Origin of the sequence: Maribacter corallii, assembly GCF_047345415.1 — a bacterium.
Classification (GTDB): domain Bacteria; phylum Bacteroidota; class Bacteroidia; order Flavobacteriales; family Flavobacteriaceae; genus Maribacter_C.
This window is the reverse complement of record NZ_JBLFEP010000006.1, coordinates 122795-134918: the sequence shown is the minus strand read 5'-3', so window position 1 is coordinate 134918 and position 12124 is coordinate 122795. Positions and strand designations below refer to the sequence as shown.

Annotated in this window: 8 protein-coding genes and 1 tRNA gene; 5 read left to right on the top strand and 4 right to left on the bottom strand. The window is 42.2% G+C overall.

All coding sequences use genetic code 11. The features are described from left to right. Window positions 1-30: 30 nt before the first annotated feature. The 3 genes from ACKWCA_RS20405 to ACKWCA_RS20395 all read right to left on the bottom strand — a co-directional run bounded on the left by ACKWCA_RS20405 (window position 31) and on the right by ACKWCA_RS20395 (window position 1550). The gene (locus ACKWCA_RS20405; RefSeq protein ID WP_413980094.1) at window positions 31-213 is read right to left on the bottom strand and encodes a hypothetical protein; all 183 of its coding nucleotides are present in this window, start codon (window positions 211-213) and stop codon (window positions 31-33) included. A 1-nt stretch (window position 214) separates the two neighbouring features. Further along, window positions 215-787 carry an RNA polymerase sigma factor gene (locus ACKWCA_RS20400; RefSeq protein WP_413980093.1) on the bottom strand — a complete coding sequence of 191 codons (573 nt, stop codon included), beginning with the start codon at window positions 785-787 and terminating at the stop codon, window positions 215-217. Window positions 788-1475: 688 nt separating this feature from the next. Further along, window positions 1476-1550, bottom strand: a tRNA-Val gene (locus ACKWCA_RS20395). A 203-nt stretch (window positions 1551-1753) separates the two neighbouring features. Here ACKWCA_RS20395 and ACKWCA_RS20390 point away from each other — a divergent pair. From ACKWCA_RS20390 to ACKWCA_RS20370, 5 genes are read left to right on the top strand one after another with little or no spacing between them, the layout of a single operon-like run. After that, window positions 1754-4975: a DUF1553 domain-containing protein gene (locus tag ACKWCA_RS20390; protein WP_413980092.1), complete on the top strand. Its 3222-nt coding sequence runs from the start codon at window positions 1754-1756 to the stop codon at window positions 4973-4975. A gap of 4 nt (window positions 4976-4979) precedes the next feature. Continuing rightward, window positions 4980-6446, top strand: coding sequence for a DUF1501 domain-containing protein (locus ACKWCA_RS20385; protein ID WP_413980091.1), 1467 nt, complete (start codon window positions 4980-4982; stop codon window positions 6444-6446). 22 nt (window positions 6447-6468) lie between these two features. Then, on the top strand, window positions 6469-7524 hold the full coding sequence (locus tag ACKWCA_RS20380) for a 6-bladed beta-propeller (protein ID WP_413980090.1): 1056 nt from the start codon (window positions 6469-6471) through the stop codon (window positions 7522-7524). A gap of 17 nt (window positions 7525-7541) precedes the next feature. Further along, window positions 7542-8915, top strand: a complete 1374-nt coding sequence (locus ACKWCA_RS20375; RefSeq protein ID WP_413980089.1) for a c-type cytochrome domain-containing protein — start codon at window positions 7542-7544, stop codon at window positions 8913-8915. 10 nt (window positions 8916-8925) lie between these two features. Then, window positions 8926-10089 carry an alpha-hydroxy acid oxidase gene (locus tag ACKWCA_RS20370; RefSeq protein WP_413980088.1) on the top strand — a complete coding sequence of 388 codons (1164 nt, stop codon included), beginning with the start codon at window positions 8926-8928 and terminating at the stop codon, window positions 10087-10089. Window positions 10090-10162: 73 nt separating this feature from the next. Here ACKWCA_RS20370 and ACKWCA_RS20365 read toward each other — a convergent pair whose 3' ends face one another. Next, window positions 10163-12088 carry an Ig-like domain-containing protein gene (locus ACKWCA_RS20365; RefSeq protein WP_413980087.1) on the bottom strand — a complete coding sequence of 642 codons (1926 nt, stop codon included), beginning with the start codon at window positions 12086-12088 and terminating at the stop codon, window positions 10163-10165. Window positions 12089-12124 lie beyond the last annotated feature (36 nt).

Below are 12124 nucleotides of genomic sequence, written 5' to 3'. Positions count from 1 at the left end.
AAAGGTATTTTGGTTAGTTAGTTATTACGATCAAGAATTTGTTTTCATCATCTCGTTAATGGTTTCTTTATAATTACAGGTAAACAAAGACGCCATTTCGGTTAGTAGTTTGGCCATGGCAATATCATTCATCACCTTATTTTTCAAATGAGGAGGGGCCTCCTCCCAGGATTGCTCCATTTTCTCGAACGGGTTCTCAATTTTCTTTGACATTTCAAGCTATTTTATTGTAGGTTTTCAAGAGCGAGGCTTTGGCACGCATGAGCCTCATTTTGACGGCACTTTCACTCAGGCCCAATATTTCGGTTAGTTCTTTGATAGTGACCCCGTCCTGATATTTTAAAAGGAGTATTCTTTTTTCTTCCGCACGAATTAAACCCAATGCTTTTTTTAAGATTCCTGTTCGCATCTCATAAATACTAAGATCGCCAACCTCTTCATTTAAGCTTAAATCTTCTTCGCTTAGGCTTTCGGAAGCCTCACTGATTTTCCGCTGTTTATTTCGATTTACATAATTCACACAGAAATTATACGTAAACGAATACAACCATGTTGAAAACTTAGACCGCCCTTTGAAACTACCCAATTTCACATATAACATCAAAAAAACATCTTGGGTAAGGTCTTCCGCTTCAGAATGTGATTTCGAAAAACTATAGCACTTATTGTAAACTGCCTTAGAATATCGATCATATAACACTCCAAATAATTCGGTATTTTTCGTTTTGACGATTTTTCTAACCAACGCTTTGTCCGTTAAATCACCGAATGCTTCTTTCGTTTCCAAATCAATCTTCTGGTTCGATATTCATATTAGACACCTTTTTCAAGAAAAAGTCACATTTTTAACACTTTATGTTTTCAAGGACTTAGTAAATGAGAAACTCGAATCCTTACAACGGTAAAAACCTTCATAAATTACAGAATTAACCTACATTTTTGTTAATCAATAATATGAACAAAGAAATCAAAATAGAAGAAGCCCCGATAAAATCGGGGCTTTGACAACCAAATTAACCTACAAAAACAACAAGTCTATAAATGTCGCAAACTAACCAATTTTACGACCTTACAAATTTCAAAAGAAAATTGCCGTCCCTTATCATAGACTTAATTGAGAAAACCTGGCTGTACATAACGTTTAAACGATTTTCAAAACAAATGATTCATTTGGACATCGCTTGTATTACTGAAACGAGCCATCATTTAGCTCCTGACTTTATTCCTTTCTTACTTCTTTCTAGAAACAGTGAGGGCCAAATTGTGCCAATTGTTATTAAAAAAATGAGAATGCCCCCTCCAAAAAAAAGATCAAGCAGTAGTGAGTTCAACATCGTTAGGTTCTCTATTAAATGGTTACATTTCTTAAGACACAGCTTTCTTATAGAGGTCACAATTAATTTGAAAAAAAAATGAAAATTTTAGGTAAAAACAAATCCTGAGATTGGATTCCTTACTATGAGAGAAGAAAAATGTGGGATATACTGGATTCGAACCAGTGACCTCTGCCCTGTCAAGGCAGCGCTCTAAACCAACTGAGCTAATATCCCTTTTTTAAGAGTTGGTAAAAGTAAAACATATTTTTGATATCCCTAAGACCAAACACCAATCTCTCCTCAAACTTTATCAAACCGGCAGACCCTTCTTGGCAAAAGTTTAAAGAAGTGAGTCATATATGAGCATATTGATAATAGATATGATCTACTCCTTCTAATTCACCAAGTAATCTTAGAAAAAAATGTATTTTTAAAGGATGCTACCGCTTAAAAAAATAAGTTTTTCGGAAACCATAGCTCTTTGGGTCTGCCTACTGGTGATTTCATGTGGGCCTGATTTGCCCAGCGAAGTGGCCGATGCCTACGAAGACCTTCCTGAAATCGTAGATTTCAACTTTCATGTCAAACCTATTCTTTCCGACCGTTGCTTTAATTGTCACGGGCCGGATGAGAACACAAGAAAAGCAGGACTTCGATTAGATCTGGCCGAAGAGGCATTTTCAACCTTATCCAGCGGAGCACGGGCTTTTGTCGCAAACAAACCCGAACGTAGTTCAAGTGTGCAGCGCATATTGAGCAATGATCCCGAAATTCAAATGCCTCCACCTGAATCAAATTTGTCCTTATCACCAAATGAAAAGGCAATGATCATCAAATGGATCGAACAAGGAGCGGAATGGAAAGACCACTGGGCCTTTGTTAAACCCGAAAGACCAAACCACAAGATCGGCAATGACAACTGGCCGAGCTATAACCCAATCGATGGTTTCGTTCAAGGGCGATTGAAGCAAAAAGGATATCAGCCTGCCCCAGAGGCCGACAGAGAACGATTGCTCCGTCGAGTGAGTTTGGATTTGACCGGACTCCCTCCAACGGTACAGGAACTCGATTTATTTTTAGAGAATAAAAGCGCTGATGCCTATGAGAAGGTAGTGGATAGACTGTTACAAACGGATGCCACTGCGGAGCGTCTTGCCCTAGACTGGATGGACATCTCTCGCTACGCCGATTCTCACGGCCTGCATGCTGATGGTTGGCGACTTATGTGGCCATGGCGCGATTGGGTCATCAATGCCTTTAAAGAGAATATGCCTTATGATCAGTTCGTTACTTGGCAGTTGGCCGGGGATCTTTTTCCCAAAGCTACCAAAGAACAGAAACTGGCAACGGCTTTCAACCGAAACCATCCAATGACAGCAGAAGGAGGAGCCATCGAGGAAGAGTTCAGATTAAATTACGTTTGGGACCGTGCAGAAACGGTTGGAACAGCGCTTATGGGCCTAACAGTTTCCTGCGCCCGTTGTCACGATCATAAGTTCGACCCCATTTCCCAAAAAGACTACTATAGGTTAACTGCATTCTTCAACAATGTAAAAGAACTGGGTATGACCGGTGATGATGGCAATTATGGTCCGATGCTTGCCTTACCAGACACTGAAACGGAGGAAAAACTAGGCAAATTAGAAAAACTAATTACCGCAAAAGAGCAAACACTTGAGTTGACCAAAAAAGAACTTGCCAATCTCGAAACCTATATCACAACCTTACCTAAAGATGCAACCAAAAAAGAGCTTTTGGGACATTATCCTTTCGATAAGGTAGCCCGACAAGGCGACACCTATGTCATAGACCGCACTACGAATGCAACGGCATCCAAAGCTCCTGGAATCATTGAGGGTAAAAAAGGGAATGCCCTGGTGTTTACGGGGGAGTACGATGAAGTATATCTGAATAACATTCCCAATTTCGAGTGGACAGATACCTTCTCTGGAAGTCTATGGCTGAAAACCACCAAAAGAGAAAAGCTGAAAACGCAAACACTGATGGGCACGTCAGGCGAAAAAAATAATTTTTGGCGTGGATGGGACTTTTATCTTGACAGCCTGAACTACCTAAATGCTAGATTGATTCACTCCTTGCCGCACAACTATATTCACGTAAAATCGAAAGACTCTCTTAAAACAAATGAATGGCAACATGTTGCATTTTCATACAATGGATCCGGTAAGGCCCAAGGGTTATCATTGTTTATCGATGGAAAGAAAGTGGAAAGTGAAGTAGGTCATGATAATCTTTATAAATCCATCAAAACCATAAGGTCAGCGGTTCATACCCTTTATAAGCAACCCGTCAGAGTAGCGAAAAGTTACAGGGGCTTTACGGGAGAAAATGGAATTTTCAAAGGTGCCCTTGATGATATTCGAATGTATTCAAAAGAATTGACACCGTTGGAAGTATTACTTCTTACCAAAGATGGTTCTTCAAAAGAAGCTCCGGAAAAAAAGCTGGTACAAGAGTATAAGATCAACCAATCTCCCGAAGTTCGTAATATAGCGGCCGACCTTAAAGAACTTAGAAACGAGTGGTTGCAACTGATGATGCCGGTGATGGAAGTTATGGTCATGGAAGAAATGCCTCAAAACAGACCTGCATATGCCTATAATCGTGGAGACTATTCGCAACCCATATATCAAGTTGAACCCAATACACCTGAAGTATTGCCCAAGTTTTCCGACGCCTATCCAAAAAATCGATTGGGCTTGTCCAAATGGCTTTTTTCCGAAGAAAACCCATTGACGGCCAGAGTTACGGTGAATCGTTACTGGCAAATGTTATTTGGTAAAGGCTTGGTAGATACACCCCAAGATTTTGGAGTTCAGGGAGCTTTACCCTCGCATCCTGAATTGATTGATTGGTTGGCCGTAGAATTCATAGAAAGTGGATGGGATGTCAAGGCGCTTTTGAAAACAATGGTGATGTCGCATACCTACCGTCAGTCTTCCCAAGTTTCCGAAGAAATGAGAGAAAAAGATCCCAATAATTTTTATTTGGCAAGGAGCAACAGTTATCGTTTACCGGCAGAAATGATTCGAGACAATGCGTTGGCGGCAAGTGGACTTTTGGTTCAACAAGTAGGTGGAGAAAGTGTAAAACCATATCAACCAGGCAAGCTATGGATCGAAAAGAACAGTTTCTCGCATAAATTACTGAACTATAAAGAATCACAGGGCGATAGCCTTTACCGAAGAGGGCTGTACACATTTATAAGGCGCACATCGCCCCATCCGGCGATGACCGCTTTTGACGCGCCCAGCCGAGAGGTTTGCACTGTGCAACGGGAAAATACCAACACACCACTTCAGGCATTGGTTCTAATGAACGACACCCAATTTGTGGAAGCTTCTAAAGTTCTTGCCTCTAGAATGCAAAAAGAAGGTGGAACATCATTGGATGAACAGATCACCTACGGTTTTCGATTAGCAGTAAGCCGTTATCCGAAAGAAGAAGAAAAGACGATTTTCAAGGAAATTTTCGAAACACAACAAAGGCGTTTCAAAAAGGCTCCGAAAGAAGCTGACCAACTGTTATCCGTAGGCCAACAGCAACTGGAAGACAATTTGGACAAAACAAAAACAGCAGCATTGACCATGGTAGCCAATACGATGCTGAACCATGACGAAGCCTATATGAAAAGATAAGACCATGTGTACCCACGAGCATAAAAAAAACTATACGAGAAGAGATTTCCTCACCAAGACCACCTTAGGAATGGGAGCGTTGACCATGGGTTCAATGCTTGACCCTATGGGTCTTTTTGGAAAAGAGAAATCACTTTCCGGCATTCCAAATCTCAATGGCGGCGGCGTTCTGGGGCAGGCCCATTTTCCACCTAAAGTAAAACGTGTTATCTACCTATTTCAGAGTGGAGCACCCTCGCAAATAGATTTGTTCGACCATAAGCCATTACTAAATAAAATGAATGGTCAAGATCTGCCCGAAAGTGTTCAACAGGGGCAGCGATTGACAGGAATGTCCTCTGGTCAAGCCACTTTACCCATTGCCGGATCGCCATTTTCTTTCAAGCAACATGGAGATAGCGGCGCCCTTATGAGCGAACTTATGCCGCATACCGCGAAAATAGTCGACGATCTTTGCTTTATCAAATCAATGTATACGGAAGCGATCAATCACGATCCGGCCGTAACCTTCTTTCAAACAGGATCCCAACTTCCCGGTCGGCCTTCAATTGGCTCATGGGTAAGTTATGGCCTTGGAACGGATAATAAGAACCTTCCTGAATTCGTGGTGCTCGTCACGAAAGACAAATTCGGACAACCCCTATATTCGCGAGCGTGGGGGAATGGCTTTCTACCTTCTCAACATCAAGGGGTACAATTCAGGGCAGGAAAAGACCCAGTACTCTATTTAACCAATCCACCCGGCATCGACGGAAAGACCAGACGTGAACAATTGGATCAGTTACAACGTCTCGAAAAGATAAACCATGATGATTTGGGAGATCCTGAGATTTTGGCTAGAATGGCCCAATACGAAATGGCCTTTAGAATGCAGACCTCAGTACCTGAAATCATGGATACCACGGATGAATCCGATTATATTTATGATATGTACGGAGAGGATAGTCGAAAACCTGGGACTTTTGCGGCCAACTGCATCTTGGCGAGGCGCTTGGCAGAGCGTGATGTGAAATTTATACAACTCTATCACCAAGGTTGGGACCAACACGGCAACTTACCCAGTGCTATAAAAGTTCAATGTAAAGAGACCGATCAGGCCACAGCAGCATTGATAACCGATTTGAAACAACGCGGCATGCTCGAAGATACTTTGGTCATCTGGGGGGGAGAGTTCGGCCGAACCAACTATTCTCAAGGCCAACTTACCGACACCAATTTCGGTCGTGACCATCATCCTAAATGCTTTACCATCTTTATGGCCGGTGCCGGAATCAAAAAAGGATTCTCTCTGGGTGCCACGGATGATTTTGGTTACAACGTAGTCCAAAGACCGGTACACGTGCACGATTTTCAAGCCACCTTAATGCATTTGCTTGGCATAGACCATGAACGACTGACATTCAAATTTCAGGGACGACGATATCGACTTACCGATGTGCATGGTGAAGTCGTTAAAGAAATACTGGCATGATAACTCACAAAAAACAAGGAACATGAAACCCAATACAAGAAGAATTTTTATTAAAAAAACCTTGGCCGCTTCAGCAGCTAGTATTGCCCTACCTGACTATTCTTTCGGAATCATTACAAAGAGAGGAGGTGCTGCGAAAAGAGTAGGACATGGTGATTTTCAGTATACGGTGGATCAGGAATGGGGTATTCAAGACCCCTCGAAAATTCCTGTTAACGACTGTCATGAAATGGTACTTGATGACCAAGGCCGTATTTTAATGACTACCACCGGCGCGAACAACAATAACGTTTTGGTGTATGACAAATCCGGAAAAGTATTGGAATCATGGGGAACCGAATTTCCAGGAGCACATGGCCTATCTATTGCTGGTGAGGGTAAAGACCAGTTTCTTTTTATTACCGATCCAGATTCTCACAAAGTAAGCAAAACCACTTTGGACGGAAGAATTCTCATGACCCTCGAACGCCCTAAGGAAGTTTCAGGATATACAAGCGATGATCAGTTTAAGCCTACCGAAACGGCCATACTTCCAAATGGCGATTTTTATGTAGCCGACGGCTATGGCAAAAACTTCATCATAAAATATAGCGCGAAAGGCGACTACATTTCCCATTTTGGTGGAACTGGCGAGGCCGACGATCAATTCAATTGCTGCCATGGCATTACATTGGATACGCGGAACAAGGAAAATCCAACCCTCCTAATTACTTCTAGGGCCAGTCAGGAATTCAAACGTTTTTCGCTGGACGGTGAACATTTAGAGACGATTTCCCTTCCTGGATGCTCCATTTGTCGACCTGTTATTCATGGCGAGAACCTCTATTTTGCGGTAATCGTGACAAAAACCTGGGATACCTGGGACGGCATGTTGGCCGTCTTGGACAAAAACAACAAAGTCCTTTCTTTTCCAGGAGGAGATAAGCCTCGGTATTTAGACGGTATACTTGACACACCGCTATATGACGGAGGTACTTTCAAGAATCCCCATGACGTCCTTGTTGATGGCGATGGTAATCTATATGTACCGCAATGGGCATCGAATAAGTCCTATCCTATAAAATTAAATAGAATATAAATCCGTAAATAGTATAAATGAACCTATTTCTTGCATTTGACTTTACCAATTTTGTTGGTCGTTTTCACCCGATACTAGTACATCTCCCGATAGGATTCTTGCTTTTAGGAATTCTAATGGAATGGTATCAACGTTGGAAAAAAACCGAAAAACTTAGCGATCTTATTGGCTACGCCTGGCTTTTAGGAGCTATCGGTGGAGCCTTCGCAGCCTTCTGTGGATGGTGGTTGGGAGAAACAGGTCTTTACTTCGAAGACGATCTCTTCCTGCATCGTTGGGTGGGCATTCTTATTGTAATCATTTCCTTGGTAGGATGGTGGTTGAAAAAAGATTCGACTAGACATTCGGCAGCAACACATCGCATTACCAACCTTTTGATTCTGGGACTTTTGATTTTCGAAGGGCATTTAGGAGGAAATCTTACCCACGGCGCATCCTATTTATTCGAATATGCTCCAGAACCCATTAAAAATCTTATGTTGAACGAAGAATCGGATATCATGGATTTTTCCGCTGCAGACTCCGTTATTGTATACAACGATCTGGTACAACCCATTTTTGAACAAAAATGCTTTGCTTGCCACGATAATAAAGTACAGCGAGGTGGTTTGAACATGGCTTCGATAGATTCAATGCTCGTCGGAGGCGACGGAGGTCCTGCATTTTTATCGGGCAATGTTATCGAAAGTGAATTATTCCGACGGGTAACCCTACCACAGAAAAATATCAAATTTATGCCTCCTGTTGGGGATCCATTGACCTATGACGAAATTAAGGTTTTGGAGTGGTGGATCGCTTCTGGAGCGGCAGCGGACAAATCGTTAACTGATTTGGAGGTCCCCGAGAGCATTAAGCCTACACTACTCCGGCGCTATAGTTTAGACACAAATCCGAAACCCTACTATGAAACGGTCAATATCCCACCCTTGGACAGTGTTACCATTGCCAATCTTGAGGAAAATGGTTTCACCGTAAAGATTCTAGGCGCGACCAATCCGCTTTTGGATGTCAAATTCTCAGGTACCGATCTGACCGATGAACAGTTAAGGAGTCTTGAGCCGGCAGCAGAGCACATTACCTGGCTCTCTTTGGCCAATACGAACATAACGGATGAAGGACTCGCGACCATCGCAAATTTCAGGAACCTTACTCGCCTGCAATTAGAAAAAACCAATATTGGTGATCCGGGTGTAGCAGCTTTATCAGCACTAAAACACCTTGAGTCTTTGAATCTGTATCGTACAAAAGTAACCGACGAATGTTTGACCGACCTTGAAAAAATGGAAGGCCTAAGACGGGTATATTTGTGGCAAACCGAAATAACTTCGAATAAAGCCAAGGCTTTACAAGACAATAATGAAGAGCTCCAGTTAATTATTGGCCAAGGATAAATCGAGACTTATGCCGAAAAAAGGAAAATCAAACTTCGATAGTCGATACCCATCTGTAGAGGACCTGAGGGCCAAAGCCAAAAAAAGAATTCCAAAATTCGCTTTTGAATATTTAGATGGGGGATGTAACGAGGATATCAACCTACATAAGAATACAGCTGAAATTCGAGAGGTGGAGCTCCTCCCCTATTACCTGAGCAAACACAGCGGATCAAATATGAAGACAAAGCTCTTTGGTCATTCGTACGATGCACCCTTTGGTATTGCCCCTGTGGGACTCCAAGGCTTAATGTGGCCAAGATCTCCCGAAATCTTAGCAAAAGCCGCTTTCGAACACAATATTCCTTTCGTGCTCAGTACGGTATCGACCAGTGCCATTGAACGTATTTCCGAAATTACAGAAGGACAAGCCTGGTTTCAACTCTATCATCCCGCCAAAACCAAACTGAGAGACGATATCATTAGACGTGCGGCAGCTGCTGAGTGCCCCGTTCTAGTTATCCTATCGGATGTACCCACTTTTGGCTTTAGACCTAGAGACATCCGCAACGGTTTGGCCATGCCTCCAAAAATGTCGATTGCCAATATCTTACAAATTATGGGTAAGCCTAATTGGGCACTTCAAACCCTTAGGCACGGACAACCTAATTTCGAGACCCTAAGACCTTACATGCCAAAGAATTTGGATTTAAAGCAACTGGGACAATTTATGGACCAAACCTTCTCAGGTCGCTTAAATGAGGAGCGTATCAAGCCTATACGGGACATGTGGAAAGGAAAGTTGGTTTTGAAGGGTGTCGCTTGTGAAGCCGATGTTGAGAAAGCCATTCAGCTCGGTTTGGACGGAGTCATCGTATCCAATCACGGTGGGCGTCAGTTGGACGCTGGTGAGTCGACCATTCGACCATTAGCACGTATCGCTGAGGCCTATGGCAGCCAAATTGAGGTCATGATGGATAGTGGTCTTAGATCTGGCCCTGACATCGCCCGAACAATGGCCAGTGGTGCCAAATTCACTTTTATGGGTCGTTCTTTTATGTACGGAGTAGCGGCATTAGGCGCTGAAGGTGGAAACCACACTATTTCTCTATTAAAAGCGCAATTACAACAGGTGATGGAACAGATTTGCTGCGAAAACATCCAAGATTTCCCTAATCACCTTATTCAGAAATAAGTATAATTTGAACTGGAACAAAAAAAATCGACTCCTTAAAAAAGGAGCCGATTTTAGTATATTAAGAATCTACTTATTCTCTTATAAGAGGAATCGTTTCTTTGGATCCTGATGAACTTAGTGTCATATAGTAGACACCTTGAACTTGCCTTCCAATATTGGACAGATTCAACTCTACATCTCTTTGAGAAGACGCAGCATCAAATGTTCCTTTTTCTACCTGAACCCCTAAAGAGTTTGTTACACTATATTCATATTTTCCAGAAGCACCTTCAGGCAACCTTACAGATACCTTGCCGTCAGTAGAAACTGGGTTAGGGAACAAGATTGCCGATTTACCAGAACTTGATCCTACAGTGAACTTAATGGTTTTGCGGGCAATAACACTATTGATATCACTTGTACTTGAATAGGCACCAGCAATCAAGGTATACGTACCACTTTGTAATGTTACTCCTTGATAGTTGCCATTAGTATCACCATAAACCGAATAAGGCCAAAAGAACTCAAATCCTACTTTGACTCGGTTTCCATTTCTAAGTACTTCAAGACCTACCCTTCTGGTACCTGATGGCACATTTACCCTAATATTGACATTTTGCACCTTAGAGGAATTAAGTGAAGAACCATCAACCAATGCCCCTATACTACTGTTTGTTGATGCATTGATTAAATTAAAGGAAATATCGGAATTAGTTGGAGGTGGTGGCGTACCAGAGCCAGCAGTTATGGTAACTGTACTTGACCCTGTTGCTCCCTTATTATCGGTTACCGTAACTTTAATAGTATAACTTCCGGCAGAGATGTTCCGAATAGGGTGTGGTGTATAGTTCGATCCATCGGTATCTACCAATTTACCATTTACGAATACTTGGTGCTTTACAATACTCCCATCACTGTCGTTCGCATTTATCCCAACAAAAACTGTACTTCCAACCGCTACTTGATCACCGTTTGAAAGACTTTTGAAACTGACTGTAGGAGCCTCATTTCCCGTTGGAGGAGGGGGAGGTGTGTCATCATCTCCAACAGATATATTAATCGTTTGAGAAGCCGTTTTACCTCCATTGTCCGTAACAGTGGCCCTTATTGCATAGTTACCTGGAGCAATATTATTTATAACATGTGGAGAATATCCTGCCCCATCAGTATCCACCAATTTATTGTTGACAAAAATCTGATGCTTCGTGATGTTTCCATCTGAATCATTAGCCGATAATCTAACAGTCACGTTGCTACCTGCGTTAAAAGTCTGCCCACCATTCGGACTTGTGATACTTACGGTAGGTGCGACATTATCAGTAGGTGGAGGTGTTCCGCCAGAACAACTGGTAACCGCTCTTGTTAAACTCTCAGATTCTGAGTTTGAATATTGATTTTCCTTGTAAAGTACCATTCTATCGATACTATGTCCCTTAGAACGTGCAGATACCCGTATGTTGTAAACACCGGCACTATTGAATCTGGCATAAATATTGTGATTTTCAAAATCACTGGTACGCGTTATCCAGCTCCATCCTATTGAGTTGGTATAAATTTTAAACCAACCTCCAGAAGTAGACCCCTTGGCAACTGGTGTCTTACCAGATCCCCCAGGATACACTCTAGTATTGCCTGTAGCACCATAAAAATCAGATGCATCGATTTTCAACCACGAATCGTTGTGCTCCGTGTTGGCAGGCTCAGGTCCAGAACCAATAATGCTAATTCTGTTTCTCCATTTGAATCTATAAGTTCCAGGAGAATTTATTTTCACCTTATACACAATTGCAGAAGTACCCGGAGTATTGAATTTATCCGACCCCCTGTACGTCAATGCTTGACCGCCAGAAGCTCCAGAAATATTCTCCTTTTTCCAAGAACCGGAGACTTTAGAATCCAACTCAAGGATCGCTATTCCATTTCTTTCCTCAAAATCGGCGCCATCACAAGACTGGGCCTCGACCTGAGTGAAGTACAGAAGAGTAGTAAATAAAAATAAAGTAGTTTTTAATCTCATAGTAAAAAAGGGTTTAGTGGAGTTAAAATTATTTTA

Coding starts and splice junctions, on each gene's coding strand:
- ACKWCA_RS20370 (WP_413980088.1), top strand. CDS start 8,926: ATGCCGAAAAAAGGAAAATCAAACTTCGATAGTCGATACCCATCTGTA.
- ACKWCA_RS20385 (WP_413980091.1), top strand. CDS start 4,980: ATGTGTACCCACGAGCATAAAAAAAACTATACGAGAAGAGATTTCCTC.
- ACKWCA_RS20365 (WP_413980087.1), bottom strand. CDS start 12,088: ATGAGATTAAAAACTACTTTATTTTTATTTACTACTCTTCTGTACTTC.
- ACKWCA_RS20380 (WP_413980090.1), top strand. CDS start 6,469: ATGAAACCCAATACAAGAAGAATTTTTATTAAAAAAACCTTGGCCGCT.
- ACKWCA_RS20375 (WP_413980089.1), top strand. CDS start 7,542: ATGAACCTATTTCTTGCATTTGACTTTACCAATTTTGTTGGTCGTTTT.
- ACKWCA_RS20390 (WP_413980092.1), top strand. CDS start 1,754: ATGCTACCGCTTAAAAAAATAAGTTTTTCGGAAACCATAGCTCTTTGG.
- ACKWCA_RS20405 (WP_413980094.1), bottom strand. CDS start 213: ATGTCAAAGAAAATTGAGAACCCGTTCGAGAAAATGGAGCAATCCTGG.